Annotated in this window: 31 protein-coding genes; 12 read left to right on the top strand and 19 right to left on the bottom strand. The window is 63.0% G+C overall.

The window, feature by feature from the left end:
- Nucleotides 1-7: 7 nt before the first annotated feature.
- The gene (locus tag AC1DXN_RS27035) at nt 8-607 is read right to left on the bottom strand and encodes an HD domain-containing protein (protein WP_477277365.1); all 600 of its coding nucleotides are present in this window, start codon (nt 605-607) and stop codon (nt 8-10) included.
- A 133-nt stretch (nt 608-740) separates the two neighbouring features.
- Between AC1DXN_RS27035 and cysE the strand changes: the two genes are divergently transcribed.
- Complete coding sequence (cysE, locus tag AC1DXN_RS27030; protein ID WP_477249039.1) at nt 741-1,589, top strand: serine O-acetyltransferase; 849 nt, start codon at nt 741-743, stop codon at nt 1,587-1,589.
- 151 nt (nt 1,590-1,740) lie between these two features.
- A complete protein-coding gene (locus AC1DXN_RS27025; RefSeq protein WP_013531334.1) occupies nt 1,741-1,944 on the top strand; it encodes a DUF3126 family protein in 204 nt (67 codons plus the stop codon).
- Nucleotides 1,945-2,192: 248 nt separating this feature from the next.
- On the opposite strand, the gene AC1DXN_RS27020 is transcribed toward AC1DXN_RS27025, so the two are convergent.
- A complete protein-coding gene (locus tag AC1DXN_RS27020) occupies nt 2,193-2,924 on the bottom strand; it encodes a hypothetical protein (protein WP_477277367.1) in 732 nt (243 codons plus the stop codon).
- A 138-nt stretch (nt 2,925-3,062) separates the two neighbouring features.
- On the opposite strand from AC1DXN_RS27020, the gene AC1DXN_RS27015 reads away from it, so the two are divergent.
- Nucleotides 3,063-3,407: a DUF6949 family protein gene (locus AC1DXN_RS27015; protein ID WP_477277369.1), complete on the top strand. Its 345-nt coding sequence runs from the start codon at nt 3,063-3,065 to the stop codon at nt 3,405-3,407.
- 19 nt (nt 3,408-3,426) lie between these two features.
- Nucleotides 3,427-3,954 (top strand): gamma carbonic anhydrase family protein, encoded by a 528-nt coding sequence (locus AC1DXN_RS27010; RefSeq protein ID WP_477277371.1) that lies wholly within the window; start codon nt 3,427-3,429, stop codon nt 3,952-3,954.
- 46 nt (nt 3,955-4,000) lie between these two features.
- Here the strand turns inward: AC1DXN_RS27010 and AC1DXN_RS27005 are convergent, their stop codons facing one another.
- From AC1DXN_RS27005 to AC1DXN_RS26970, 8 genes are all read right to left on the bottom strand, one after another.
- Entirely contained in the window at nt 4,001-4,561 is a 561-nt protein-coding gene (locus AC1DXN_RS27005) for an ankyrin repeat domain-containing protein (protein ID WP_477277373.1), read from the bottom strand.
- 254 nt (nt 4,562-4,815) lie between these two features.
- Nucleotides 4,816-5,424, bottom strand: a complete 609-nt coding sequence (locus tag AC1DXN_RS27000; RefSeq protein WP_477249026.1) for a transglutaminase-like cysteine peptidase — start codon at nt 5,422-5,424, stop codon at nt 4,816-4,818.
- A gap of 283 nt (nt 5,425-5,707) precedes the next feature.
- A complete protein-coding gene (locus tag AC1DXN_RS26995) occupies nt 5,708-6,325 on the bottom strand; it encodes a PilZ domain-containing protein (RefSeq protein WP_477249105.1) in 618 nt (205 codons plus the stop codon).
- Nucleotides 6,326-6,442: 117 nt separating this feature from the next.
- Entirely contained in the window at nt 6,443-7,081 is a 639-nt protein-coding gene (locus AC1DXN_RS26990; RefSeq protein WP_477249024.1) for a PAS domain-containing protein, read from the bottom strand.
- A gap of 534 nt (nt 7,082-7,615) precedes the next feature.
- A complete protein-coding gene (locus tag AC1DXN_RS26985) occupies nt 7,616-7,909 on the bottom strand; it encodes a MoaD/ThiS family protein (RefSeq protein ID WP_477249022.1) in 294 nt (97 codons plus the stop codon).
- Nucleotides 7,910-7,914: 5 nt separating this feature from the next.
- The gene (locus tag AC1DXN_RS26980; protein WP_477277375.1) at nt 7,915-8,997 is read right to left on the bottom strand and encodes a WD40/YVTN/BNR-like repeat-containing protein; all 1,083 of its coding nucleotides are present in this window, start codon (nt 8,995-8,997) and stop codon (nt 7,915-7,917) included.
- 203 nt (nt 8,998-9,200) lie between these two features.
- The gene (locus AC1DXN_RS26975; protein ID WP_477277470.1) at nt 9,201-10,217 is read right to left on the bottom strand and encodes an ABC transporter permease; all 1,017 of its coding nucleotides are present in this window, start codon (nt 10,215-10,217) and stop codon (nt 9,201-9,203) included.
- The gene (locus AC1DXN_RS26970; RefSeq protein WP_477277377.1) at nt 10,210-11,739 is read right to left on the bottom strand and encodes a sugar ABC transporter ATP-binding protein; all 1,530 of its coding nucleotides are present in this window, start codon (nt 11,737-11,739) and stop codon (nt 10,210-10,212) included. Before AC1DXN_RS26970 ends, AC1DXN_RS26975 begins: the two co-directional genes overlap by 8 nt.
- Nucleotides 11,740-12,119: 380 nt before the next feature.
- On the opposite strand from AC1DXN_RS26970, the gene AC1DXN_RS26965 reads away from it, so the two are divergent.
- From AC1DXN_RS26965 to AC1DXN_RS26945, 5 genes are all read left to right on the top strand, one after another.
- Nucleotides 12,120-12,863: a rhomboid family intramembrane serine protease gene (locus AC1DXN_RS26965; protein ID WP_477277379.1), complete on the top strand. Its 744-nt coding sequence runs from the start codon at nt 12,120-12,122 to the stop codon at nt 12,861-12,863.
- A 102-nt stretch (nt 12,864-12,965) separates the two neighbouring features.
- Nucleotides 12,966-13,397 (top strand): CBS domain-containing protein, encoded by a 432-nt coding sequence (locus AC1DXN_RS26960; RefSeq protein WP_477249016.1) that lies wholly within the window; start codon nt 12,966-12,968, stop codon nt 13,395-13,397.
- 159 nt (nt 13,398-13,556) lie between these two features.
- Nucleotides 13,557-15,056 (top strand): Asp-tRNA(Asn)/Glu-tRNA(Gln) amidotransferase subunit GatB, encoded by a 1,500-nt coding sequence (gene gatB, locus AC1DXN_RS26955; RefSeq protein WP_477277380.1) that lies wholly within the window; start codon nt 13,557-13,559, stop codon nt 15,054-15,056.
- Between the two features lie 4 nt (nt 15,057-15,060).
- Nucleotides 15,061-15,549, top strand: coding sequence for an N-acetyltransferase family protein (locus AC1DXN_RS26950; RefSeq protein ID WP_477277382.1), 489 nt, complete (start codon nt 15,061-15,063; stop codon nt 15,547-15,549).
- A gap of 124 nt (nt 15,550-15,673) precedes the next feature.
- Nucleotides 15,674-16,372 carry an AIM24 family protein gene (locus AC1DXN_RS26945; protein WP_477277384.1) on the top strand — a complete coding sequence of 233 codons (699 nt, stop codon included), beginning with the start codon at nt 15,674-15,676 and terminating at the stop codon, nt 16,370-16,372.
- A 21-nt stretch (nt 16,373-16,393) separates the two neighbouring features.
- Here AC1DXN_RS26945 and AC1DXN_RS26940 read toward each other — a convergent pair whose 3' ends face one another.
- The 3 genes from AC1DXN_RS26940 to panB form a co-directional block, all read right to left on the bottom strand.
- The gene (locus AC1DXN_RS26940; RefSeq protein WP_477277386.1) at nt 16,394-17,554 is read right to left on the bottom strand and encodes a helix-turn-helix transcriptional regulator; all 1,161 of its coding nucleotides are present in this window, start codon (nt 17,552-17,554) and stop codon (nt 16,394-16,396) included.
- Nucleotides 17,555-17,767: 213 nt separating this feature from the next.
- Nucleotides 17,768-18,619: a pantoate--beta-alanine ligase gene (gene panC, locus AC1DXN_RS26935; protein WP_477277387.1), complete on the bottom strand. Its 852-nt coding sequence runs from the start codon at nt 18,617-18,619 to the stop codon at nt 17,768-17,770.
- Nucleotides 18,616-19,452 (bottom strand): 3-methyl-2-oxobutanoate hydroxymethyltransferase, encoded by an 837-nt coding sequence (gene panB, locus AC1DXN_RS26930; RefSeq protein WP_477277389.1) that lies wholly within the window; start codon nt 19,450-19,452, stop codon nt 18,616-18,618. Before panB ends, panC begins: the two co-directional genes overlap by 4 nt.
- Before the next feature lie 207 nt (nt 19,453-19,659).
- On the opposite strand from panB, the gene AC1DXN_RS26925 reads away from it, so the two are divergent.
- The 3 genes from AC1DXN_RS26925 (at nt 19,660) to AC1DXN_RS26915 (ending at nt 21,182) form a co-directional block, all read left to right on the top strand.
- Nucleotides 19,660-20,058, top strand: coding sequence for an NADH:ubiquinone oxidoreductase subunit NDUFA12 (locus AC1DXN_RS26925; protein WP_477277391.1), 399 nt, complete (start codon nt 19,660-19,662; stop codon nt 20,056-20,058).
- A gap of 113 nt (nt 20,059-20,171) precedes the next feature.
- Entirely contained in the window at nt 20,172-20,708 is a 537-nt protein-coding gene (locus AC1DXN_RS26920) for a DUF2155 domain-containing protein (RefSeq protein WP_477277393.1), read from the top strand.
- An 87-nt stretch (nt 20,709-20,795) separates the two neighbouring features.
- On the top strand, nt 20,796-21,182 hold the full coding sequence (locus AC1DXN_RS26915) for a hypothetical protein (RefSeq protein ID WP_477277395.1): 387 nt from the start codon (nt 20,796-20,798) through the stop codon (nt 21,180-21,182).
- A gap of 12 nt (nt 21,183-21,194) precedes the next feature.
- On the opposite strand, the gene aat is transcribed toward AC1DXN_RS26915, so the two are convergent.
- The 6 genes from aat to AC1DXN_RS26885 all read right to left on the bottom strand — a co-directional run bounded on the left by aat (nt 21,195) and on the right by AC1DXN_RS26885 (nt 26,517).
- A complete protein-coding gene (gene aat, locus AC1DXN_RS26910) occupies nt 21,195-21,812 on the bottom strand; it encodes a leucyl/phenylalanyl-tRNA--protein transferase (protein ID WP_477248997.1) in 618 nt (205 codons plus the stop codon).
- A gap of 26 nt (nt 21,813-21,838) precedes the next feature.
- Nucleotides 21,839-23,182, bottom strand: a complete 1,344-nt coding sequence (gene accC / locus AC1DXN_RS26905) for an acetyl-CoA carboxylase biotin carboxylase subunit (RefSeq protein ID WP_112392211.1) — start codon at nt 23,180-23,182, stop codon at nt 21,839-21,841.
- A gap of 7 nt (nt 23,183-23,189) precedes the next feature.
- Nucleotides 23,190-23,648: an acetyl-CoA carboxylase biotin carboxyl carrier protein gene (accB, locus tag AC1DXN_RS26900; RefSeq protein ID WP_477277397.1), complete on the bottom strand. Its 459-nt coding sequence runs from the start codon at nt 23,646-23,648 to the stop codon at nt 23,190-23,192.
- 26 nt (nt 23,649-23,674) lie between these two features.
- Complete coding sequence (aroQ, locus tag AC1DXN_RS26895) at nt 23,675-24,109, bottom strand: type II 3-dehydroquinate dehydratase (protein WP_477277399.1); 435 nt, start codon at nt 24,107-24,109, stop codon at nt 23,675-23,677.
- 145 nt (nt 24,110-24,254) lie between these two features.
- Nucleotides 24,255-25,061 (bottom strand): DsbA family protein, encoded by an 807-nt coding sequence (locus tag AC1DXN_RS26890; protein WP_477248992.1) that lies wholly within the window; start codon nt 25,059-25,061, stop codon nt 24,255-24,257.
- A 58-nt stretch (nt 25,062-25,119) separates the two neighbouring features.
- Nucleotides 25,120-26,517 carry a M48 family metalloprotease gene (locus tag AC1DXN_RS26885; protein WP_477277401.1) on the bottom strand — a complete coding sequence of 466 codons (1,398 nt, stop codon included), beginning with the start codon at nt 26,515-26,517 and terminating at the stop codon, nt 25,120-25,122.
- Nucleotides 26,518-26,660 lie beyond the last annotated feature (143 nt).

Below are 26,660 nucleotides of genomic sequence, written 5' to 3'. Positions count from 1 at the left end.
TTTCGGATTAGGACTTGAGCGCTTCGAGCGACCGCGCCATGTTTTGCCTGGCCTGGGGCTCGAACCGCTGTTGGAACTCCTCGGTGTGGAAGATGCGCGGGCGAGCGAGGAAAGTCTTCAGAACCGCGCCACGGCCTGCGCGCCACATCGGCTCCTCCACCCAGCCATATTCGCGGCGGACCGCCTGTTCGTAGGCGTCGAAGGCTTCCGGTGAGGCTCCCAGGATCGACAGGTCCATATCGAGGAAGAGAGCAGCGTCGCGGTCGGCTTCCTTGTCGGCAAGGCCGGGCAATTCATGCGTTGCGGTGGCCACGATCATCGCCACGATCTGATCCAATCGCTCCGCATTGGTGCGACCGGCGAGTTTTTCCGCCGCCAGTGCGGCACTCCTGGCCTCGTTGTCCTTGGCCCGGCTGTCATAGATGGCGTCGTGGAACCAGATCGCCGCTTCGACCGCCTCGGGGTCGTGCAGCAATGCGCGATAGTCGGCGACCAGTGCCAGCATCGCCTCGATATGGGCGAGGTTGTGATAGTGGCGGCCCTCGGCCCGGTAGAGCGCGGAAAGCTCGTGCTTCAGTGGCGCGTCGATCAAGGGTTCGTTTTCCATGGCGGCTTGAATTTCCGTGAACCAAATCCATTTGACCAAGCACTAAGGAAAATTGAGTTCAATCATGCTATGATCTGGCTTATATGTGCGGCCGGACAATAGGCAAGCCGGCAGGACGCAGGACGAGACGTCGATGAACAGCATCAGCATTTCCCGACACAGCGCATTGCAGCCGGTCGATCCGATCTGGCGTTCGATCCGCGATGAAGCGATGGAAGCGGTCAACCGCGATCCGCTGCTGGCGGCGTTCCTCTATGCGACGATCCTGAACCAGGAGAGCCTCGAGGAAGCGGTCATCCACCGGCTGGCCGAGCGTCTCGACCATCAGGACATCGGTTCGGATCTCATCCGCCAGACCTTCAAGTCGATGCTGGCCGACGACAAGGAATGGTCGTCGACCGTGCGCGTCGACATCCAGGCCTATTACGACCGTGATCCGGCCTGCGACCGCTTCATCATGCCGGTGCTGTACTTCAAGGGGTTTCACGCCATCCAGACGCACCGGCTGGCGCATTGGCTGTGGAACCAGGGCCGCAAGGATTTCGCGCTCTATCTGCAGAGCCGCTCATCCTCGGTGTTCCAGACCGACATCAACCCGGCCGCCCGCATCGGCAAGGGTATCTTCATCGACCACGCCACCGGCCTTGTCGTCGGCGAGACCGCGGTGATCGAGGATGACGTGTCGATCCTGCATGGCGTGACGCTGGGCGGTACCGGCAAGGCCGGCGGCGACCGCCATCCCAAGATCCGTTACGGCGTGCTGATCGGCGCCGGCGCCAAGATCCTCGGCAACATCGAGATCGGCCATTGCTCGAAGATCGCGGCGGGGTCGGTGGTGCTGTCACCGGTGCCGCACAACAAGACGGTTGCCGGCGTGCCGGCCCGCGTCGTCGGCGAGACCGGCTGCGACCAGCCTTCGCGGCAGATGGACCAGCTTTTGCCGTCGCAGTCGATGGACCACGTCGTCAGCTTCGACATCTGATTTTCCGGCTCCCCGGGCGCGGGCGCCGAAATCCGGCTGCACGCGCCTGGGCCTGGTTCCCGTGCGATATGCCCGGCTTGCCTTTACATCGCCATTGTCGACGTGTCAGAAGCGCGTTCAAATCAGCAAGCCCGACGATCGGAGAAGACTGTTGAAGCCGGACGAAATCAGAAAGCTGGACGCCTATTTCAAGCGCGTCTTCCAGAATCCCAAACTCGAAGTGAAGGCGCGGCCGCGCAAGGACGATTCGGCCGAGGTCTATGTCGGCGACGAGTTCCTCGGCATCGTCTTCAAGGACGAGGATGACGGCGACTATAATTTCTCGATGGCGATCCTCGACATCGATCTGGCCTGAGCCAGGACGGCATTCCGGCGATTGGCGGCAGTCCGTCGCGCCTTCGTCATCCCAGGGCGAAGCAGCCGCGCAGCGGCGTCGCGAAGACCCTGGGATCCATGCCGCGACATCGGCGCAGGAGTACAGCGGCCCGAAACGACCTCTGCCGCTCTCCAACAACAAAATTCTGCATCGCTTCGCCGCCCGCACGGGATACTCGGGTCCGCGCGGCTTTGCGCCCGCTCCGTCCGTGGATGACGAAGGAGCCGCTAATGCGCGGTCTTCAGGACTTGCGCAGCCCTGGTGGCGATCGCCGCGTCGAGCGCCTGCCAGTTGTCCAGAAACTCCTTGGGGAAGCGGTAGGTGAGGGCGAGGCTGTCGCCCACCTGGATGTCGCGCTCGCATGGCGCCAACGATTCTTCCGCGCTTGGGCCGCTCAGGCAACGGGCCACGAAGGGAGTCTTGCCGGGCCGGCTGGCGACCGCGAGCACCTCGTTGAGATAGCCTGATTTTTCGGTGAAGGCGTAAATCGTCGTGCCGCCAGGACCGGGCGCGCCGGGCGGGACGATCATTGCACTGTAGATCGGCGCGAAGCGGCCGCTCATGTCGCGCGACATCATCTGCGGCTCCAAGGACAGGAAGATAATGTCCTTGCTCTGACCGGTGTGGTTGAAGTCGTCGCGGGCGGCTTCGCTGTAGCCGTCCATCTCGGGATAGCGCAGATAGAGATCGAGGCGCGAGGCGACGCCGTCGCGCCGCGCCTGGTCGAAGCGGATGACATTGGCCGGCACGGCGATGACGTTGTTGCCGATGACGATCCTGTGGATGGTCGCGTCGTCGGTATAGCCGGCCATGGCGATCGAACGGCCGAACCATTTGCCGCCCAGGCTGATCGCCACCGAAAGCATTGCCAGCGTCGCGAAGGCATAGAACACCCGCTTCATCAGCCTGGAATCGACGATGTCGAACTCCGGACTATCGGCGGTGGCTGCCTGCTTCATCGCAATCCCCAAGTTCGGCCGCCTGTCCCCCTGGATGTCCTTGGAGGTGTCCTCGGGCGGCACACATGGCGCGGCATGGCTCTTGCAGCGCGCGTATCGGATGCGACTGTGCGATTTCATGGTAAACGGAAGGTAAAGATGAGCCCGGTGGAACTCACTCTCTTCGCTTTTGCGGTCGGCGTGACCGCTTGCGGCCTGGTCGGATCGGCGATGGAGCTGATCTCGGGCCGCCGGCTTGCCTTTGTCGAGCCCTATGTGTCGCCGTCGCATATCGTGCGTTCGCTGGCCGCAACCGCATGCGCGGGGCCGTTCATGCTCGTCAACGATGCGCTTGACGCCCGCCGGCAGGGACGCATTTCGACGCTGGCGCTGATTTCTTGCGGTTGCACCGCTGTGGCCTGGGCGCTGGCGCTCGGCGTCGTGCTGATGGCCATTGCGTCTTGGGCGGGCACGCTCCTAGGCTCCATCGAGCTCCCGGTGTGAGACGATTCGGAGACAGACGATGCCGGCCTATGCGATCGACGGAAAGACGCCCAGCTTCGAGGACGCCGACAGCAACTGGATTGCGCCCGACGCGACGCTGATCGGCGATATCAGGGTCGGCCGCAACGCCGGCTTCTGGTTTGGCGCCGTCATCCGCGGCGACAACGAGCCGATCGTCATCGGCGCCGACAGCAATGTCCAGGAACACACGGTGATGCACACCGATCCCGGTTTCCCGCTGACCGTCGGGCAAGGCTGCACGATCGGCCACCGCGCCCTGCTGCATGGCTGCACGATCGGCGACAACAGCCTGATCGGCATGGGCGCCATCGTGCTGAACGGCGCCAGGATCGGCAAGAATTCGCTGGTCGGTGCCGGCGCGCTGGTCACCGAAGGCAAGGAATTCCCAGACAATTCGCTGATCGTCGGCTCGCCCGCGCGGGTGATCCGGACGCTGGACGATGCGGCGGTCGCGAGGCTGCGCGCCTCGGCGGCGCACTATGTCGCCAACGGCATGCGGTTCAAGGCCGGGTTGAAAGAGGTCTGAGGCCGGGCTGGCCAATCCTTGTCGCCGGCGGTTCATTGCTCCCGACTCACCTTCTGTTGGAGCCGCGCCCGGCCATCGCATTGCGTAGCAAGGACGCGCCGTCTTCAAAGCCGGCATTGTCGGCTTCCTCGAGGGCTGTCGTATAGTGATCGATGCGGGTTTCGAGCGCCGGGTCGGCGCCGGCCGCCAAAAGCAGGCGGATTGCATCGACACTGCGGATGGCCACCGCATAGTGCAGCGGCGTCCAGTCGTTCACGCCCCGCATGTTGGGGTCGGCGCCGCCATCGATCAACACCTTGACGATTTCCAGCCTGTCTGCCCGGTCGGTGGACAGCGCCGCAATGATTGCCGGAAACCCGCCGTGATCCTGATAATTCGGATCCGAGCCCGCACCCAGCAAGGTCGAAATGAAGCCGACGGGGCTCCAATAGATAGCATATTCCAGCGGATGGCCAAGGCCGAGTTCGAACGGCATGCGTTCGTCGAACCAGCGGGGCGAACCGCCCAAGGCCGCGCCGAGGCCCTCGAAATCGCCGGCCTTGAAGGCATCGTCGATCGCCTTGAACAGACGGTGGCGCTCGCAGCGATCTTCCGGGATTTCCAACATGGCGGTGATCCAGAAGGCGAAACCAGGCCTATAGTGCCTCGATCTCCCGCGCGTGGAAAGGCGTCTTCGGATACTCCTGGCAGTGCTCGTCTTAGATGCACCGCTGCCATCCGCCAGAAATGGTGGAGCCGGCCCGGGGACGGGGCCGGCTCCTTAAAACCCGGTCGTTGGGGACGGGGAGGGTGGGGACTCGACCGGGCTTCCTCGTTAGGCACGTCGCATTATGCGGCGTGCTTGACCTCTGCATTGGCGTGCTAGCGGACGCTGGCGACTGCGTCGGCGCGGCCGTCGTTGATCGTCACCCAAACGCCCGAATTCTGGTCCGATTGGCGCTTCAGGTAGGTGTAGTCGGTGTCGGTCCAGGACAGCACCCTGGGTTCCAGGTTGTCGAGAATGAACTCGCCGAGGCTGGTGCGAACGGTGAGCACCGCATGTCCGTCGCCATTCGGCTGGCGCGCCACCGTCATCAGCAGATTACCGGCGGGGACCCCGGCGCTCATCAACTCGCGGCGCTTCTCCAGCGCATAGTCCTCGCAATCGCCGAAGCCATTGTCGGGATAGGACCAGACCTCTTCCTTGCCCCACTGCTCCATGTCGGTGCGCGGGATGATCCGGGTGTTGACCGAATTGTTGATGTTGACGATCGTCGCCCACAGCTTGCGGGTCAGTTCGACCGGCGCCTGCTTCGGCGTCCGCTCGGTGCATTCCTGCGGAAGCTTCTGGCAGAACTCATAGTGGCCGACCGGCTGCGTGGTGCGGCCGCCAGTGTGCATGAAGGCTGGTTGCGCCGCTTCCGCTGTTCCCCAAGCGGAAAGCTGCATCGCTATTGCCATAAGCAACAGCTTGCCCCTCGTCTTGTTCATTGTTCAGTCTCCCCGTTTGAGAAGACCATGACAGGGGTGGATTTATTTGACGCAAAAACCCGAAGTAGATTTTGAGTAAAACCTCAGTAGAATAAACGTAAAATTTGAGCTATTTGAGTATAAAATTCTTCAGGTATTTCTAACCAAGCCGGGTGCCCGCGCCGCCGCCGATACGGCGCTGGTGAGTGTGGATTGCTGGAGCCGACGGCAGGCTTTGGCGGGATGTCCGGTCAACAAAAAACCGGCCGCAATGGCCGGTCCCCTGGATCGCTATGTCGCTGCCTCAGGAGCGCGGCGCGTTGAATTCGGAATCGAGTGTTTCGGGTCGCTGGATGACGGCGAATTCGATGGCGACGCCATCCTCGAAATGGCGCACCACCTGGCCGCGCATGGTTCCCAGCATGACCTGGATGCCGATCGCCGGCTTGACGTCGATCTCAATGGCAGCGCCCGACAGCGACAGGTCGATGATGCGGCACTGATACTGGCGCCCGTCGGTGAGCTGAAGCACGCTGGTCGGGTTGCGCGGCGCCACGCGTTCGTGACGGCGATCTTCCGGAAGATCGAGTTCATGCTTGTTGGCAAGCCAGGTCAGCTGCGCGGCAAGCTTGTCCTTCTTGCGATCCGAGGCGATGACGGTCATCGCAAAGCCGTCCTGCGAGGTGCGCGTCACCACGCCCTCGATGCGGCCGATATGATCGATATAGGCAATGACTTTTTCGCCCGGCATGCCGACGCGATCGGTGCGAAGCGCGACATTGCCCGGCGACATGTCAATCACCTGGCACGGATGCTCGGTGCGGTCCTCCAGCATGAAGCGCCCGTAGATCTTCACACGGACGCGCTGAAAGTTACGCCTTTCGGCTCGGGACGGCGCGGACTCGACCGCCGCTGACCTCATCATGCCTACACCCCGTTGGCATTCCTGCGCGCCGATGCGAGGAACTTCACCCGCAAAACTACAGGAAAGCAGGTTAACAAAGGGGAAAAGCCGGCCGCACTGCTTTAAGATTTGGGGTTATTCTTCGCGCCCGCCGTCGAACACGACCAGGTGGCGGATGCGGCGCGCCCGGCCAAGTGCCGAAATCGTTTCCGGCGGGTCGAATTCGGACGGCACAAGCGAGGGAACGGCGATCTCCGGCCGGTTTTTCAGGAACATCGGGTCCTTGTCCGGATCGATGACGCGGATCGCGTCGATCAATGCGTCGGTGATCGGGTCCGCCCCCAGCCAGAAGGGCTTTTCGACGGCGCTGATCACGCCCAGGCAGCGCGGATTTTCGATCCCGCCGTCGAGCGGCAAGGCAAGCAGTTCGAAGCGGTTGGAACGGCCGTTTTGGCTGAGACCCTCATAGGTGATGAGCACCACGGATTTCTGCTCGAGAACGCCATGGAACAACTTGGAGACAAGCCGCTGGTCCTTCTGGCGCCACAGCGAGGGAAAGGAAAAGCCCTTGAGTTCGCGTCCGTAGACGGCGCAAAGCCGGGTGCCGGCAAGCCGGAACACGGCTTCACCTCGGGTATCCCTTTCCAGGATGAAGGTGTCGGCCAGCAACGATTTGATATCAGCGGGCTCTACTTCCGAACGCTTCGGGGCAGAGCGCCCATCACGCAGCCTGTTCCAATATTGGAACAGTGTGATCGACCCGTTCTGTTTCATGCTAGCAGCTCCGCGCATTCTGTCTTCTGGTGTCCCATCGGGGAACAGAAAGGGCGCTCTCCGATGACCTACATGCGGTGCCTCGCAGGATGCGTGCCAGCAGCGTTAACACTTGTTCACGGGTCGGGGCCGTTAAGGTTAACAAGTGGTTTACGTTGCCCGCAGGCAGGGTGTGTGGCACATAAAAACCACTCCAGAAGCGGTCGTTTCGCGACGATCGGCAGCACTTCAGTTGAGAGTTTTAGGGGAGCAGGGGGCTCGACCAGCCGTTCAAGGGAAACCTTGGACGGCTTCTTTTTGATTCGCGCTCGATGATTCGCGATCGAGGCGCGCTGCGGCCAGCTAACAGCGACATTTGCCAATGGCGCGCTTCAAGACGATCGAGGATCTCGACGCCAAGTTGCCTGCTTTCGGCCAGAGTGACGCAGCGACGGCAAGCTGGATCCCGTCCAACTGATCTTTTTTTCTCCCCTCCCTCGCTTACGGCGGGGGGCGGGAGGCTCGGGCTACTTTTCTACCTGGAATTGCTCTGGCCTAACCGCCGCTGATCGCCGTCAGGATAAAAACCTCGGTGCCGGGCGCGAGCCTGGTTTCCAGGGTTGCCTTCTCGCCATCGACGAAGACGTTCATATGGCGGCGGATCGCCGGGCGGGAATCGCACATGCGGTCGCGCATGCCGGGCCAGAGAGCGTCCAGCCCGTCGATCATTTCCCTCACGGTCGAGGCCGGCAATTCGACCCGGCGCGGCGCGCCGGGAAACAGGTCCATGAGCACGCCCGGGAGCCGGGCGACGACGAGGGATACGCTGCTGGCGGTGTCGTTCGGCATTTGCCCTACCCGCTCACCACCATCGCCTCGACGGACAGGATCGTGGGCAGATGCTGGGCGATCTCCGACCAGTTTTCGCCTTCGTTGGCACTGGCGAAGAGCGAGCCGCCGCTGGTGCCGAAATAGACGCCGGCCGGCTCGAGGGTATCGGTCGCCATGGCCTGCCGCAGCACACCCGCGTAGCAGTTCTCCTGCGGCAGGCCCTTGCGCTCGTCCAACCATGTGGCGCCCGCATCCTCAGTCTTCCAGACAGCCGCCTTCGCGTTCGGTACGTAGCGGCCGGCACTGTCGCCGTTGAGCGGCAGAAGGAAGAGCGTGTCGGCGTCGCGCGGATGCGTGGCCGCAGGAAAGCCGAAGGTCGAGGGAAGGCCCTTCTCGATGCTCTGCCAGTTCTTGCCGCCGTCGTCGGAGCGGTACATGCCGCAATGGTTCTGTTGGTAGAGCCGATTGGGCTTGCCGGGCGCCATCACCAGGCAGTGCACGCACTGGCCGAACTCTGGATAGTTTTGTCCTTCAGGCAGGAAGTCTGCGCGGGTGCCACGGTTGCGCGGCTCCCACGTCTTGCCGCCGTCCCAAGTGTAGAACACGCCTGCGGACGAGATGCCCACCCAGATCTGCTCCTCATCTCTGGGGTGGGTGACGATGGAATGCAGGATGAGGCCGGCGCCACCCGGGTTCCAGTCCTTGCGGCTGGGGTGATGCTGCAGGCCCTCGATGTGGCTCCAGGTAGCGCCGTCGTCGTCGGAGCGAAACAGGCCGGCCGGCTGCACGCCGGCGTAGAGGCTGCCGTTGCGCCTAGCGAGGCTCCACACCGCCTTGATCGGTTCTTCGCCAGCCTCATAGGCCAGGCCCTCACTGGAATGCATCCAGGTTTCGCCAAAGTCGTTCGATTTCCAGACCGCGGGACCGAACCATTCGTTGCCGCCGGCGCCGTAGATCGCGCCGGTCGCGGGGTCGCCGACGACATGGTTCATAGGCCAGTGCTCGCAGAACGGACCGCGCAGCTTCCATGACCCGCGCTTGCCATCGCTCTCGGCGATGAAGGCGCCTTTTTTCGTGCCGACGAGGACCAGGACTTTTTCCGGCATTTTCTCCTCCCGATTGCATGCCTTTCATCAAGGACGGCGGAGCGTGGGCCTGGCCGACAAGGGTCAGGAATTTTTTTGCAGTCTAAACCCGTCGAGGCCAAGATGAGAAGATATGCCGCCGCCCTGTGCTGTCATCGCCTGACGCCGCGCTGGAGCGCGATCCGGGCGGAATACCGCTACGCACTTTTCCGGAATTGCTCGAGTTACCGCTTCTTGCCCAGGCCGAAGGTCAGCGCCAGCGCGCCGACCAGCACGACGCCTTTGACGAAGTCCTGCGTGTAATAGGGCGCGTTCAGCATGGTGAGGCCATTGAGGAGCACGCCGACGAAAATCGCGCCGACCACCGTGCCGATCACATGCGGGCGGCGCTTGTCGAGAACGGCAAAGCCGATCAGCGACGCGGCGACTGCGTCGAGCAGCAACGAATTGCCCGCCGACACGTCGCCGCGGCCGACACGCGAGGCGACAATCAGCCCTCCCAGTGAAGCCAGCGTGCCTGACAGGACATAGGCCCAGAGCCGGTATGCCTTGGTCGGTGCGCCGGAAAGATGCGCGGCCGTTTCATTGCCGCCGATGGCGTAGAAGACGCGCCCCCAGCGCGTGCGTTCCATCAGGAACCAGGCGAGAACGGCGACGACGGCCATGACCACGACAGACAGGGGGATCGTGTCGAAGAGCCTGGAGCGGCCGAGAACCAGGAAAGCCGGATCGTACGCACCAGGAGCCGATGAGCCGTCGGGAAGCACCATGCCGGCGGTGATCGAGCGGCCACCGGTCGGGATCAGTTGCACGCCGGCGAGCAGGAACATTGTCGCCAGCGTGGCGAGAAGATCGGGGACGCCGACGCGCACGATCAACAGCCCGTTGGCGAGGCCGATGAAGGCGCCCATCAACAAGACCAGCACCATGGTCTCGGTCGCGTTCAATTGCCAGACGACCATGGCATAGCTTGCCGCCATCACCGACGATGCGGCGATGCTGCCAACCGAAAGATCGAAGCCGTCTGCCGCCATGGTGATCGAAACCCCGACGCCGAGGATCGCCACCACAGAAACCGCCTGCAGGATCGAGAACAGATTGGCCGAGCGGATGAAGGCGGGCTGCACATGCCAGAAGCCGACGACCAGCAGGGCCAGCAGCACGAAGAGGGCATAGCGGCGTATCTCGCGGAAAGCGATGCGCGCGGCGCGGCCTGCGCTGTCGTCTGGTCGGTCATCGATGGTCTCCGGCTTCTTCGCTCTCGACCTTGCCGATCTGGTCGGTCAGCGAGCCATGGCCGTCTGCGGCCTCATGAAGTGAATGGTTGCGCATGACGAGGATGCGGTCCCCAACTTCCAGCGCCTCTTCGGTGTCGCTGGTGGCGATCAGCGTGGCCGAACCGCTCTGGCTGCTGCGTATCGCGGCGATCAGATCGGCGCGAGCGCCGACATCGACGCCCTGGAACGGCTCGTCGAGCAGCAGCAGCCGGCACGGTGCCGCCTGCCAGCGGGCGAGCACGACCTTCTGCTGGTTGCCGCCGGAAAGCTCGTCAATCGTGTCGTCGGGGCCGCGCGCCTTGATGCCGAGCCGGGCAATGGCCTCGGTCGCAACCTTGCGCTCCCGCTTCTCTCGCAGCAGCCCGCCTGGAAACCAGCGCTTCAGATGCGGCAGGGCGATGGTGCCGGCAATCGAGGCGCCGGGAATTTCGGGCGGCAGCAGCGACGATTGCCAGCGATCCTCGGCGACCATGAACACGCCGCTTTCGATCGATTGAGCCGGCCCGCTCGAAAGCCACGGCCTGCCGTCGAGCACGACGCTGCCTTGCGCCAATTTTTCGAGGCCGAACAGCGCCCGCAGCAGCCGGCTCTTGCCCGAACCGAGGGTGCCGGTGATGGCCACGACTTCGCCGGAGCGGAGCTCGAGGTAAAAGGGTCGCGCACCGGCAATCAGTTGTGCGCCCTTGATGGACGCGATGACCGGCGCGGTCGAGCTCTTCCCGTCGTGGACGACGGCTTCCGGTGTCCGGCCAATCATGGCGGCTACAGCCGCCGGGAAATCGATCGGCCTGGCAAAGGCACCGACGATGCGGCCGCCGCGCATGACGACGGCGCGGTCGGCGATCGCGGCAAGGTCGCCAAGCCGATGCGAGATGTAGAGGATTGCCATGCCGGTCGAGCGCAGCCGGCCGATGATGGCGAACAGCCGGTCAGCTTCCGTGGTCGACAGGCTCGATGTCGGCTCGTCGAGGACCAGGACGGAGGCCTTGGCCGCGACAGCGCGGGCGATGGCGATCAATTGGCGTTCCGCCGGGCGCAAATCGGCAAAGTCGCGGTCGAGCGGCAGGTCGAGGTCGATCAGCGCCGCGATCTCGTTGGCGCGCTTGCGGATCGACCTGTTTGAGACGAGGAAGCGCCCGCTACTGCCGCACAGTTCATCGAGCAAAAGGTTCTCGGCAACTGTCAGGCCGGCAGCACCCGCCTGGTCGGTCGCCTGGTGCACGGTGGCGATGCCGGCTGCCTTGGCGGCGCTCGGCGAGGCGAAGGTGGCGGCCCTGCCGTTCAGCGTGATCGTCCCGGCATCGGGCGCATGCGACCCCGAAAGGATTTTCACCAGTGTCGATTTGCCTGCGCCATTGGCGCCCATCAGCGCCACGACTTCGCCAGCCGCCACGGCAAGGTCGGCCCCGGCGAGCGCGCGCGTCGGCCCAAAGGATTTTTCGATCCCGGCAACCGAGATGGCGATGGAGGAGGTGGGGAGGGACAAGTGGCTTCAGCCGGTTACAGGTTGGGGAAGGGTTCGGCCAGGGTTTCTCTGGCCAAACGGCGTAAGGGAGTGGACGGGAATCGCTTCTCTCATACTCCATGATCGCCAGCCCGGCATCGTAATCCGGCGAGTAGACGATGCCATTGGCATCGACGACCATCGGTCGGCCGCATATTAGGGAGCGGCTCCATCGCTTCCGAGAACTCTGGTTGCGAGTTTTTCAACTCCGGGAGCATTTCCGCCTTGTTGCCTGCCTGGTTTTTAGCAAATGACCGGCGACCCCTGCCGGGCATTGGCTCCCGGGAAACTGAATTGTTCCAAGTTGAGCCTCCTTGCTCTAAAGCTCGCGACGTCCAATCCCCGAACTGAGTGCAAGGCGTATGAGCGAACCTGTAAGCCCATCGGAAATCGAGCTGGCGGAACCTGCTCCGGAGCCGCGCCGCGAGCCGGTGTTCAACCTGCCGCCCGTGGTGCTGGCCGTGATCGGCATCTGCGTCGTCGTCCACCTGATCCGCTACTATGGGCTCACCGACGAGCAGGACTATGCGCTGATTGTGCGGGCGGCCTTCATTCCGATCCGCTATTCCGGCCAGTTCGACCTTGATTTCTATGCGTTTTCGAGCCCATTCACCTATGCTTTCCTGCATGGCGGTTTTGCGCATCTGGGCATCAACATGGTGTGGCTGGCGGCTTTCGGCTCACCGCTGGCGAACCGTTTTGGCACGCTTTGGTTTTCGCTGTTCTTCGCCGCCACCGGATTGGCGGCGGTGCTGCTGTTCTGGGCTGTGCATCCGCTTGGCCAGGCGCCGCTGGTCGGCGCCTCGGGCGCGATTTCAGGCATGATGGGTGCTGCCGCGCGCTTTGGCTTCAGCATCGACCGTTCATCCGGCAAAGCCGCCTTTGCCGGCGCGCCGCTGTCGATATCAGCGGTGCTGCGCTCGCGCAGCGTCATGACCTTCCTCGCCATGTGGATGATCATCAATCTCGCCACCGGCCTGTTCGGCGCCCCCGGCGTCGACAGCCAGATCGCCTGGGAAGCGCATATTGGCGGCTTTGTCGCCGGCTTCTTCGGTCTACGTCTTTTCGATCGGCGACAGCAGGAGGTTCACGAGCACGAGCAGTGACCATCGCACTTGAAATGCGACCGATCACGGCGCACGATGTTCACCAGAACGTGAAAGCCGGTCAGGGCAGGAACCGGCGAGCAAAAAATTGAGGAGGACGCCATGACCGTTAAGGCAATTCTCGAGAAAAAAGGCCACGACGTGTTGACGCTCGGGCCAAACGAAAAGCTGAGCGAGGCCATTCGTATGCTCGCCGACCACAAGATCGGTGCGCTGGTCATCACCAATGGCGATCACAAGATCGTCGGCATTCTTTCCGAGCGCGACATCGTGCGGGTCGTCGCCAAGGAAGGTGCTGCCGCCCTCGATATCGCCGTGCGCTCGGCAATGACGCCGAAGGTGAAGATCTGCAACGAGAACCACACCGTCAATGAGGTCATGGAGATCATGACCAAGGGCCGTTTCCGCCATCTGCCGGTTGAAAAGAACGGGTTGCTCGACGGCATCATCTCCATCGGAGACGTGGTCAAGCGTCGCATCGAGGATGTCGAGCGCGAGGCCGACGAGATCCGGGCCTATATCGCCACGGCTTGAGCGAGAGAAACCAGAATTCGAGGCAAGCGGCTGAAAAGGCCGGCCTGCGGCCTTGCGTCTATGTTTTGGGCGCTTGTCTCTTTTGGCGGTTTGCACTAGCGAAGTTGCACACCAAATATGCGCTCGCGCATATGCCGTAGTTCCAATTCGCAGGCCGCCATGACCCTCATCGATACCCGCACGCCCGACGCCAAACGCCTGATCCCGGGCGCCACAGGCGACTGGGAGATCATCATCGGCCTCGAAGTGCACGCGCAGGTCACTTCCGAGGCTAAGCTGTTTTCGGGCGCCTCGACGGCCTTCGGTGCCGCGCCCAACGCCAATGTCAGCCTGGTCGACGCGGCAATGCCGGGCATGCTGCCCGTCATCAATGAGGAATGCGTCAAGCAGGCGATCCGCACCGGCCTTGGGCTGAAGGCGCAGATCAACCACAAGTCGGTGTTCGACCGGAAAAACTACTTCTATCCCGATCTGCCGCAGGGCTATCAGATCTCGCAGTTCAAGCAGCCGATCGTCGGCGAGGGCACGGTCATCGTCTCCGTCGGGCCGGACCGGCAGGGCGAGTTCGAGGACATCGAGGTCGGTATCGAGCGCCTGCATCTGGAGCAGGATGCCGGCAAGTCGATGCACGACCAGCATCCGACCATGTCCTATGTCGATCTCAACCGCTCCGGCGTGGCGCTGATGGAGATCGTGTCGAAGCCCGACATGCGCTCGGCCGATGAGGCCAAGGCCTATGTGACCAAGCTGCGCACCATCGTGCGCTATCTCGGCACCTGTGACGGCAATATGGACGAAGGCTCGATGCGCGCCGACGTCAATGTCTCGGTGCGCAAGCCCGGCGGTGAATTCGGCACGCGCTGCGAGATCAAGAACGTCAACTCGATCCGCTTCATCGGCCAGGCGATCGAATACGAGGCGCGCCGGCAGATCGCCATTCTCGAGGATGGCGGCAAGATCGACCAGGAAACGCGGCTGTTCGATGCCGTCAAGGGCGAGACGCGCTCCATGCGTTCCAAGGAAGAGGCGCATGACTACCGCTATTTCCCGGATCCCGACCTTTTGCCGCTGGAATTCGACCAGGCCTATGTCGATGCGCTGGCGAAAAACCTGCCCGAACTTCCCGACGACAAGAAGGCACGGCTGATCTCTTCGCTCGGCCTGTCGGTCTACGATGCCTCGATCCTGGTGTCGGAAAAGCCGATCGCTGATTATTTCGAGAAAGTCGCTGCAGGTCGCGACGGCAAGCTTGCCGCCAACTGGGTCATCAACGATCTGCTCGGCCAGCTGAACAAGGCCGGCAAGGACATTGAAAATGCTCCTGTCACACCCGATCAGCTCGGTGCCGTCATCGACCTGATCAAAGAAGGCACCATTTCCGGCAAGATCGCCAAGGACCTGTTCGAAATCGTCTGGAACGAGGGCGGCGACCCGCGCCAGCTGGTTGAAAGCCGGGGGATGAAGCAGGTCACCGATACCGGCGCCATCGAGAAGGCTGTCGACGAGGTTATCGCCGCCAATCCCGACAAGGTTGAGCAGGCGCGCGCCAAGCCGACCATGGCCGGCTGGTTCGTCGGCCAGGTGATGAAGGCGACCGGCGGCAAGGCCAACCCGCAGGCGGTCAACGATCTGGTCAAGGCCAAGCTCGGCATCGAGTAGGGTGATGTTCGTCCGCACCGCCGGGGAACGCGATCTTGCGGCCATCCGCACGCTGCTGGTCGAGACATGGCACGCCACTTACGATGTGATCTACGGTGCCGCCAGGGTCACCGAAATCACCGATGAATGGCATTCGATCGCCGCGCTCAAGGCGCGGCTGGTCCGGCCGAATTCCGAATTCCTGGTGGCTGACGACGGCAAGCGCGTTGGCGGAATGGCCTTTGCGGCTGCCACCACGGATACGAAGATCGTCCTGTTGAACCAGCTCTATGTCCGTCCCGACTGCCAGCGGCAAGGCATTGGCCAAGCATTGCTGGAAGAGGTCGAGGCCAGCTTTCCGGAGGCGCAAAAGCTGCGCCTTGAGGTGGAAGAAGCAAACGCAGCGGCCATCGCCTTCTATCGTTCGCAAGGATTTCTGCCCGCTGGCAAGACGGCCGATTGCGGCGGCAGTTCCGGGCTGCCGGCGCTGATCCTCGAGAAGGCCATCGGATAGGCTTCCGGATCGCTCGGGCCATCGCGTGTTTTTGATTTGATTGCGTCCCCTGGACGATGAAGGCTGCCTTCGCCGATCCGTACCCGCATGACGAGATGGGACGCGACGGCGCGAGGGGGATTTCATGCCAAGCTTGCCGGAACTGATGCCGACAGAAGTGTCGGACGAAACCTTTGGTGGCGTCACCTATCATATTGCGGGCGAACTGGTGCCGGTGCTTTCGGTCGATGTGACGCAAATGCCGGTCTATTTCGAGCATCACATTCTGCTGTGGAAGAACTCCACCATCACGATCGGTCTGAAGTCGCTCAAAGGCGCGCTGAAGCGGATGATGGCCGGCATGCAGATTTTTGTCACCGAAGCGTCGGGGGCGGGGATCATCGCCTTCAGCCGCGACGGGCCTGGCCATATAGTGCCGATTCATCTGCGGCACGGCGAGGAAATCCAGGTGCGCGAGCACCAGTTCCTCGCGGCGACCGGCAATGTCGACTACACGTTCGAACGCGTGCGCGGCCTGGCGACGATGCTGTTTGGCCAGAGCGGCTTCTTCATCGACCGGTTTCGTGGCGATTCCGGCGACGGCATCGTCTGGCTGCACGGCTATGGCAACGTCTTCGAGAAAACGCTCGGCGCCGGCGAAACCATCGACATCGAGCCCGGCGGCTGGCTGTTCAAGGACGTGTCGGTGAAGATGGAGACCAAGATCGACCGGCTTTCCAGTGGGTTTTTCGGCGCCAACATGAATTTCATCGTCAATCGCTTCACCGGACCGGGCCGGGTCGGCATTCAGTCGATGTATCTGCACATGCCAACCGAGGAATAGGCTCCGCGGCCCGGCGCAGTTTCAGCTCGAGCGCAGCGGCGGTGATAGTTCTCTCATCAGGAGTTCCAGCCCGCGCTGGTCGCTGGCGCCGGTCTTGTCGAAGATGGTCGCCAGTTGCGACTTGACGGTGCCGTCCGAGACGCCGCTCGTGGCGGCAATCTCACGGCGTGTCAGGCCGGCGGCGACATGGCCGGCGACGCGTTTTTCGGCTGCGGTCAGCCCGAACAGTGCCGCGATCGCATCCAGCGCCGGCATCGGTGTCGAGCCGGCGGCGGCGATGAAGATGGCGGCGGCGGCGCGCTGCGACACGCGTGCCGAAATTTCACGCCGCGCCAATGGCATGACATGCGCCACCGCCGGAACGGCGGCTCTGACCAGGGGAATGTTGATGCCGGAAGGTCCGAGCGCGAATTCGTCGCGCGTGCCGAGTTCGACGGCAAGGCCGATCGCGGCATTGGCGTCGGAATAGCTGAACGAGAGTTGGCCGCGCGCCGAAGACACCGAAATGTTCTCGCTCAGCAGCGCTTCGGCCGCCGGATTGGCGAAAAGAATCTGCATGTCGTCGGCAACGATCAGCACCGGATGGTCGAGGTCCTCGATGATCGAGCTGAAAATCTCGGCCTTGCGCCGTTCGGCCTCGAACAGGTCGCCGATGGTCACGGCGCGGCGAACATGGGGCGCAAGCTGGGAAATCAGCTCGAGGTCCTGGCTCGAAATCTGGCGCCTGTCCTTGTCCGTCACCACCATCAGCGTGCCGACCCGGGTTGGCCGCTTGATCAGCGCCACCCAGAAGAAATCGTCGAGCCGGTTGGGCTCCACCCATTCGCGCACGATGCGGCTGTCGAGCCAGGTCTGCCGCGCGCCCGGACCTTGCAGCGCATAGATGGAATCGACCGTGAAGGGGGTGTCGATGTCCATCTTCGGCAAGGCCGTGGAGAAGGGCACCGCGGCTCCGTAGTCGCGCTGCAGCGGTTCGAGTATGGCTGGATCGCCGCATGAAACCGAAAATCGGGCCGCGTTGCTGACCGTATCGACGACCCCAAGCATGGCAAGCTGGCCGATTGCCATTCTGCAGATGGCATCGAGTGTCGCTTGCCAGCGGTCAATGTCGGCAATCGAATCGTAAATTGCCTCGACGACCTGCGGCAGTGTGCGACCGATCGTATTTGCCAGGGGAGACATTGGTCCTCTTTTGCCACAACAGGAGTGACTCTGTGCCAGGTTCCACAATAATTTTGCGGAATGTCGCACACAACCTTTTCGACCTATTGATGTATGTGAATTGGTTCACATCGCTTGTGGTTGTGTCCAAGCTGCATCACCGTGCAGCGTAGATCTGCATCTGGTGCTTGGCGCTACATCCCAGAGTAGCGCAGATGGTTGTGGCCCTGCGCGCTAGGTGGAGGGAACTTCCACATTGTCGATCAGCCTGGTCTTGCCGAGCCAGGCGGCGGCGAGCAGGCGCCCGTCGTGGTTTCGCCGCCACGGGCCAAGCGTTAGGCTGGCGCGCGCCGCGACATAGTCGACGCTGCGGAAACCGGCGCTGAGAAGAGCGCTGCTGGCCTGGCCGGTCACGCTGGTTTCGTCGGCGCCGGCTGCAAGCGCTGCCGCCGATCTGTACAGGATGGCGTTGAGCTTGCGTGCAATCTCAAGCTCGGCGGCGCCCAGATAGGCGTTGCGCGACGACATGGCGAGGCCGTGCGCGTCGCGCACCGTCGGCGCGCCGATGACTTCAACTGGCAGGTCGAGATCGCGGCACAGCCGCCTAACGACGCAGAGCTGCTGGTAGTCCTTCTCGCCGAAGATCGCCTGGTCGGGAGATGCTTGCAGAAAGAGTTTTGCCACGACCGTGGCGACGCCATCGAAGAAGGTCGGCCTGAAATCAGATTCCAGTCCGGAAGACGGGCCGCCAACCGAAATCTTTGTGGTAAAGCCGGCCGGGTACATCTCGGAAACAGTCGGCGTGAAGGCAAGATGTGCGCCGGCTTGCGCCAGCCGGTCGAGATCGTTGGCAAGCTGGCGCGGGTATTTGTCGAGGTCTTCGGTCGGCGCGAACTGTGTCGGATTGACGAAGATCGAGACGACGCAGCGATCGGCTCTTTCGAGCGCTATCCGGACCAGCGAGATATGGCCGTCATGCAGCGCGCCCATGGTCGGCACCATGGCAACGCTCAGGCCATCGCGCCGCCAGTCCAGAATTTGCGCGCGAAGCGCCGCGATGCTGTCGACGACGATTGGCCGGCTCATGTCTTGTCCTTGCTGGCTGAAAAGACGTGATCCGGACCGGGAAAGCTCCGGTCTCGCACCTCGGCGGCGTAGCGCGCGGCCGCACCCGCGACGACGCTGCGCAAGTCGGCATATTGCTTGACGAATTTCGGCACGCGGTCGACGGTCAGGCCGACCATGTCGTCGATGACCAGAATCTGGCCGTCGCAGTCGCCGCTGGCGCCGATGCCGATGGTCGGGATGGCAATGCGCCGGGTAAGCTCGGCGGCGACGGTTTCGACCGTGCCTTCGATGACGACAGAAAAGGCGCCGGCCTTTTCGACCGCGTCGGCGTCGCGATAAAGCGCCGCCACATTCTCCTCGCTACGGCCCTTGATCCTGTAGCCGCCATCCTTTTCCACCGATTGCGGCAGCAGGCCGATATGCCCCATCACCGGAATGCCGGCAGCGACGATTGCCGCGATCTGCGCGGCCATGTCGACGCCGCCCTCCAGCTTGACGGCCTGGCAGCCGGTTTCATCGACGATGCGCCGGGCCGAGGCAACGGCCTGCGCCGCAGAGGCCTCGTAGCTGCCGGCCGGCATGTCGACCACCACGCAGGCTTTGGCGGAACCGCGCATCACCGCTTGCCCATGGGCGATCATCATCTCCAGCGAGGCACCGAGCGTGGTCTTGTGGCCATGCAGGACCATGGCGACGCTGTCGCCGACCAGAAGCAGGTCGACGTGGTCGTCGAGCAGCCGGGCGACAGGATAGGTATAGGCGGTCAGGCAGACGATCGGCACGCCGCCCTTGCGACGACGAATGGCATCGGCGCTGATCCGGACATCAGGGTCGGATGCGTGTGGGGCCAATCGTCACCTCCCTCGACCGGCAATCAGGCCGGATACCCGTACAGGGCGCGCAGAGCTTTAGAAAGACGATGGGGGCTTGGCAAGCGTGACGTTGGTGGCTTCCCTAGACGACCTAGTGCCGCAACCGTGGCAAAACTCTTGCCTTCGCGATGGGCTGACGCCATAAGCAGGGAACGGGCGCCGCAGCTGCCGCCCGCGAGGATCTGGATGAAAACTTTCCTTTCGCAATTTTTCACCTGGTGGAACGGCCAGACGCTGGGAACGCGCCTGCATACTTGGCGCTACGGCACGAAGGTCGGACAGGACGAGACCGGCAACACCTACTATGAGGGCGGCACCGATTCGGAAGGCCGCACCCGTCGTTGGGTGATTTACCGCAACTACTCGGAAGCTTCGGCTATACCGCCGGGCTGGCACGGCTGGATGCATCACCGCGTCGATGTGGCGCCGCCGAGCGACGACTACCGGCCGCGCGACTGGCAAAAGGCGCACGAACCGAACCTCACGGGAAGTGCTGCTGCCTATCGCCCGAAGGGCTCGGTGCTGACCAATCAGCACCGGCCGCAGGTGACCGGCGACTACGACGCCTGGACGCCCGGTTCTTGACCGGCTGCCGGTCTTTTGTCGCCACAATTGGCGTTTAGCTGCTTGCTGATATGACAGCGGCGACTAGCCTTGGGTGCGAGAATCACCCGGGCGCAAACCACCGGTATTCCCAGATGAGCATTTTCAGCCGAATCGCGATGGGTGGACTGACGGCGGCGGCCGTAAGTGTTGCCGCATGCACGGCGGCTTTCGCCGCTGCGCAGACGCCGGAGGCGCCCGCGGCGTCCGATCGCATCACCAATCCCGTCGCCGAATTCGCCGGCATCGACAAGATCACCGGCCGCATCATCACCTTCGATGTCTATATCGACGAGACGGTGCAGTTCGGCGCTTTGCAGGTGACGCCGCGCATCTGCTATTCGCGGCCGGAAACCGAAGAGCCGAAGACCGATTCCTTTGTCGAGGTCGACGAGATCACGCTGGATCGCAAGATCCGCCGCATCTTCACCGGCTGGATGTTTGCCGAAAGCCCGGGCCTCAACGCGGTCGAGCACGCCGTCTATGACGTCTGGCTGAAGGGCTGCAAGCAGAAGTCGGACGTGCCGCCGCCCGATGCAGCCAAGGCCGGCACACCGAAGGTCGATACGTCCAAGCCGAAGGCTGCGGCTGCTCCGGAAGCGACCGACCCCGACAGCACCGACGCGAACTGATCCCCAATACCAGTCGATAGGGGAACCGCCCGGCTGGCCATACGTTAGGGAAGGAGACCGCGCATCGATGCGCCGGAGGATTTCCCGATGTCAGACAGCAAGCGGATTACTGCCAGCAAGAAAGACCTGCTCGAGCTCGAAAAGGGGTTCTGGACCGGCGATGCCGCCTATTATGAGGCCAATGTCGACACCGAATGCCTCGTCGCATTCCCTAAAATGGCGCAAGCCATGGACAATGCCGACCTGGCCAAGACCGCGACCAAGCCGAACCGTTGGCGCAATCTGAAGATGGACCTCAAGGGGATCATCGAGCCGGGCAGCGACATCATCATGCTGACTTACGAGGCCAGCGCCATCCGGGAAAACGGCGAGCCATACGCGGCGCTGGTCAGCACCGGCTATGTCCACCGCGTCAATGGCTGGAAGATGATGTTCCACTCGCAGACGCCGATGGAGACCGCCGCGAAAGGTTGAAAAGTCGGGTCGTCAGGGAAAAAAGACGGCTTCACCCTTCAGCGCGTCGGCCAGCATCTTTTCGTATTTGCCACGCGGCACGTCGACCGCGCCGAAGCGCTTGAGGTGTTCGGTGGTGAACTGGGTGTCAAGCAGCGCGAAGCCGCGCGCCTTCAATCGCTCGACGAGATAAAACAGGCAGGTCTTCGATGCGTCGGTCTCCCTGGCGAACATGCTCTCGCCGAAGAACACGCGGCCGAGCGACACGCCGTAGAGACCGCCGACCAGCCGCTCCTCGCGCCACGCCTCTACCGAATGACAATGGCCGAGCCGGTGCAGTTGCACGTAGGCTTCGCGGATCGGCGCGTTGATCCAGGTGGAACGGCGCTCCTCGCGCCGTTCGGCGCAGCCATCGATCGTCGCCTCGAAATCGAAATCGAAACGGATGTCGAACGGGTTCTTACGGATCGTCTTTCTCAGGCTCTTCGGGGCGTGAAAGCCGTCGAGCGGAATGATGCCGCGCGTCTCCGGCCGCACCCAGAACACTTCCGGGTCGGTGGCGCTTTCGGCCATCGGGAAGACGCCCGAAGCATAGGCCTTGAGCAAAAGGTCTGTCGGGATGCGATAGCCGGGCGCGTAGGGACGGGTCATCGCGTCATCATAGCGGCAAGTCGTGGCTATTCTTCCTTGGCCAGGTATTTTTCCAGCCAGTGGATGTCGTAGTCGCCATTGGCGATGTCGGCGTTGCCGACGAGATCGCGGAACAGCGGCAGCGTCGTCTTGATGCCGTCGACGACGAATTCGTCGAGCGCGCGGCGCAACCGCATCATGCATTCGACGCGGTTGCGGCCATGCACGATCAGCTTGCCGATCAGGCTGTCGTAGTAGGGCGGGATCTTGTAGCCGGAATAGACGCCGGAATCGACGCGAATGCCGAGGCCGCCTGGCGTGTGGAAATGGGTGATGGTGCCGGGCGAGGGCGTGAAGGTGCGCGGATCCTCGGCGTTGATGCGGCATTCGATGGCGTGGCCGTTGAACTTGATGTCCTCCTGGCGCACCGAAAGCCCGCCACCGGAGGCGACACGGATCTGCTCGTGCACGAGATCGATGCCGGTGATCGCTTCCGTCACCGGATGCTCGACCTGCAGGCGGGTGTTCATTTCGATGAAGTAGAACTCGCCGTTCTCGTAGAGGAATTCGATGGTGCCGGCGCCCGAGTAGCCGAGGTCGGCGATGGCCTTGGCGCAGATACCGCCGATGCGGGCGCGCTCCTCGGCGTTGAGGGCCGGCGAGGGCGCCTCTTCCCAGACCTTCTGGTGGCGGCGTTGCAGCGAACAGTCGCGCTCGCCGAAATGCACGCCGCGGCCAGCGCCGTCGCCGAACACCTGCACCTCGATGTGGCGCGGCTTTTCCAGATATTTTTCGATGTAGACGGCGTCGTCGCCGAAGGCCGCACCGGCTTCCGTGCTCGCTGTCTGCAAGGCGATCTCAAGGTCGGCCTCGGTAAGCGCGACCTTCATACCGCGCCCGCCACCGCCGGCCGATGCCTTGATGATCACGGGATAGCCGATCTCAGCGGCAATGCGCCTGGCTTCCTTTTGATCGGTGACCGCGCCGTCCGAACCGGGCACCACCGGGATGCCGAGGCGCTTTGCGGTGCGCTTGGCCTCGATCTTGTCGCCCATGATGCGGATATGGTCGCCGGACGGGCCGATGAAGGTGATGTTGTGGGCGGCCAGGATGTCGGCGAACTTGGCGTTTTCCGACAGGAAGCCGTAGCCCGGGTGCACCGCATCGGCGCCGGTGATCTCGCAGGCGGCGACGATCTGGTGGATGTTGAGATAGCTGTCACGCGATGGCGGCGGGCCGATGCAGACACTCTCGTCGGCAAGCCGCACATGCATGGCGTCGGCGTCGGCGGTCGAATGCACCACCACGGTCTGGATGCCGAGCTCCTTGCAGGCGCGCAGCACTCTCAGAGCAATTTCGCCGCGATTGGCGATGAGGATTTTCTGAAACATTCCTGTTTTACTCGATCACGACGAGCGGCATGCCGTACTCGACCGGCTGACCGTCCTCGAACAGGATCGCCGTCACCGTGCCGGCGCGCGGCGAGGGGATCTGGTTCATGGTCTTCATCGCCTCGATGATCAGCAGCGTCTGGCCTTCCTTGACCTTCGTGCCGATCTCGATGAATGCCTTGGCGTCGGGCGACGGCGCCAGATAAGCGGTGCCGACCATGGGTGACGGCACCGCGTTCTTGGACACGTCGACGGCTGCCGGCGCGGCAGCCGTGGCAGGCAGCGCTGCCGCCGGCGCATAGCTCGGCTGCGGTGCTGCAATCGCATGAACGGCCGGTGCCTGGCGCGATACGCGCACCTTGAGGTCGCCCAGTTCGACCTCGATCTCGGTGAGGTTGGTGTCGTTCAGTATGCCCGCCAGATCGCGGATGAGCTGCTGGTCAACACCGGTCTTCTTTATCGACATTTTCGAGCCTTCTGTTTGTTGGCCGGTCATAGGCGTGCCGCCAGCGCCTGCAGCGCCAGAGTGTAGCCGAGCGGCCCGAACCCGCAGATCATGCCGACAGAGACCGGCGCGACCATGGAGACGTGGCGGAACGATTCCCGCGCGTGGATGTTGGAAAGATGAACTTCGGCGACGGGCAGCGGCGCAATGGCGCGGATGGCGTCGTGAATGGCGATCGAGGTGTGGCTGTAGGCACCCGGATTGATGACGATGCCGGCGGCCTTGTCGCCAGCTTCCTGGATCCAGTCGACGAGGTCGCCCTCATGGTTCGACTGGCGGAAATCGATCTCGAGCCCAAGGGCCGCACCTGCCTGCTTGCAATCGTCGGCGATGGCGGCAAGCGTCTTGCCGCCATAGATCCCAGGTTCGCGCTTGCCAAGCGCGTTAAGGTTGGGGCCGTTCAGGACGAAAACAGTTTTCAAAAATGCCGACCTTTCCCGGTGCCGGCGGCAAGCCGGCGCACTGGGCCTCTATAATGGGCATAGACGCCTGCGAAAAGAGCGCAAGCGCGTTCTTTTGCTGTCCACAACAGCCGAAAATCCGCCGGCCCGCCAAATCACCGGCCGATCAGAGCGCGGCCTTCGCCGCTTCGATCTTTTCCGCCAGCACTTGCTGGCCAAGCGCACCGAACACCACCTCGTTGCCGACCACATAGGACGGCGTTCCGGTGATGGCCAGCTTGTTGGCAAGGTCATAGGTCTTGGAGAAGGTCTCGGTGATGCTCGGGTCCTTCATTTTTTCGCGCAGCTTTGCCTCATCGGCGCCGAGCGACAGTGCCACCTTGATGGCCGCAGCCTCGGTGGCGCGGCCCTGGCCGCCAAGCAGCGCGTTGTGGAACTCGCCGTATTTCTCCGGCATCATCAGATGGAAAGCCATCGAGACGACGCTGGCCTTTTGCGAATCCGGGCCGAGGATCGGGAATTCCTTGAGCACGAAACGCAGATCCGGATCGGCTTTCGTCAATGCCCGCATGTCCTCAATGGCGCGTTTGCAGAAGCCGCAATTGTAGTCGTAGAACTCGACAATGGTGACCTTGCCGTTCGGATTGCCGACAACGCCGTCGAAGCTGGAGTTGAAGATCTCGCTCTTGGCCTTGGTGATGACGCCGAGGGCGGCGATGCGCTGCTCTTCCTTCTGCTTGGCCTCGAGCGCATCCTGCACCTCGAGCAGAACCTCAGGGTTCTTCAACAGATAGTCGCGGATGATGCCTTCGATTTCGGTGCGGTCGACCTTGGTGTCCGAGGACGCTACCTGCACGACTTGCGCCGTCGTCCCGGCCTTTGCAGCCTGCGGACTTCCAGCGACGAACCCGAAAGCCAGCATGGCAAGAGCGGCCGCCACTCCAGTCGTGCCAAGCAGAATTGCCTTGTTCATCATCCCTTATCCTCTAGCCTGTTCCGTCCGCTTTTGTCGCCGCATGCCGCCGGAAGGTTCATTTTTTGATTTTGCCTGATGGCGCGTAGTTTATTATATCCTGGGCGCGAAGCCAGCCCGGCTCGCCGCGCTTCATAGTCTGCTGTGCGCGCATGGCGAAGATTTTCGCATTTTTGTAGTCGCCAGAATAGAAATGACCTTCGGCTGTCGCCAGTTCGGCCGCTGCAATGTTGCCAAGCTCGCCATATGCCTGCGCCAGATAACGGTAGCCTTCGGCGTTTTCCTTGTCGCGCCCGATGCCATTGTTGATCTGCACCACCGCCTTCTTCAGAGAATCAGGAGTGCCGACGGCCATCAGCGCCTGGCCGAGCGAGACCGGCAGCAGTCCCGATCTTGCCGGATCGAGGCTGACCGCCTTGGCATAGGCTTCCGCCGCGTCCTTCGGCTTGTTCGCCTTCATCAGGATGTCGCCGCGCAATTCCTGGAAATAAGCGTTTTTCGGCTGTGTCTTGATCAGCGCATTGGTCCTGGCGAGCGCGGTGGCCAGATTGCCATAGAGATAGGCCGTCTGCGCTTCGCCATATTGCGAAGCGAGGCTTCCCGGGTTCTTGCGGATCAGCCGCGCCGCGGCGGCCTGGCCACCCATATAGGCGGCGATCTTGATGCGCATCATGTCGTGCCGCTGCTGGAGCGCCGGCGGGTCGACCTTGTCGACATAGGGGCTCTGCTTGACCAGCACTTCGAGATTGGCGATGCGCTCCTGCGGCATCGGATGGCTGATCCGGTAGGGGTCGACCTGCGCGCCGGATAGCGACAGGGCGCTCTGGAAGCGGGCGAAGGTCTTCAGCATGCCCATGCCGGACTGGCCGGTGGCGTTGAGATAGGTGATAGCCGAGCGGTCGGCGGTGGTCTCTTCGGTGCGCTGATAGGCCAGGATGCTGCGCTGCGCCATCTCGCCGCCGCCGGCCGCAACGCCCATGCCGGCGCCGGCAAGGCCGCGGCTGCCGGTGGAGGCGCCGGCAACGATGGCGCCGGCGCCAAGCAGTGTGGCAATGATCGCCATCGTCTTGGCGCGCTCGAGCTGCTCGCGCAATTTCTGCTGGTGACCGCCGGCGATGTGGCCGGCTTCGTGGGCGATGACGCCGATGATCTCGTTGGGCGTTTCCGCCATCATCAGCGCGCCGGTGTTGATGAACAGACGCCGCCCGGCAACGAAGGCGTTGAAGCTCTGGTCGTTGACCAGCACGATGTCGATGCCGTCACCCGCCAGGCCTGCCGCCTTGAAGATCGGCCGCGCATAGTCGCGCACCAGCGCCTCGATCTCGGCATCGCGCACCACCGGCACGTTCTGGGCAAAGGCATTGATCGAGCCGGACAGGGCGACCGCGGCGGCAAGCGCAAGCGTCGCGAAGATGCGCGCGGCCTTGGCAATGGTCGATTTGGGTCGGCTCAGCATGAGGTCCACTGGTAAACGAGCGGGCGAACGATGAAAAGAGTCGGCACCGGAAACTTCCTGAACTTGTGATCCTCACATCAATCGGGCATTTGTGCGGCGCGGTCGTCAAAGCCGGCTGCCTGCGGCGGCTGGATCGGGCGGCA

It is taken from the genome of Mesorhizobium sp. P2_H9 (genome assembly GCF_056403215.1).
This window is presented reverse-complemented; position numbering and strand designations above follow the sequence as displayed.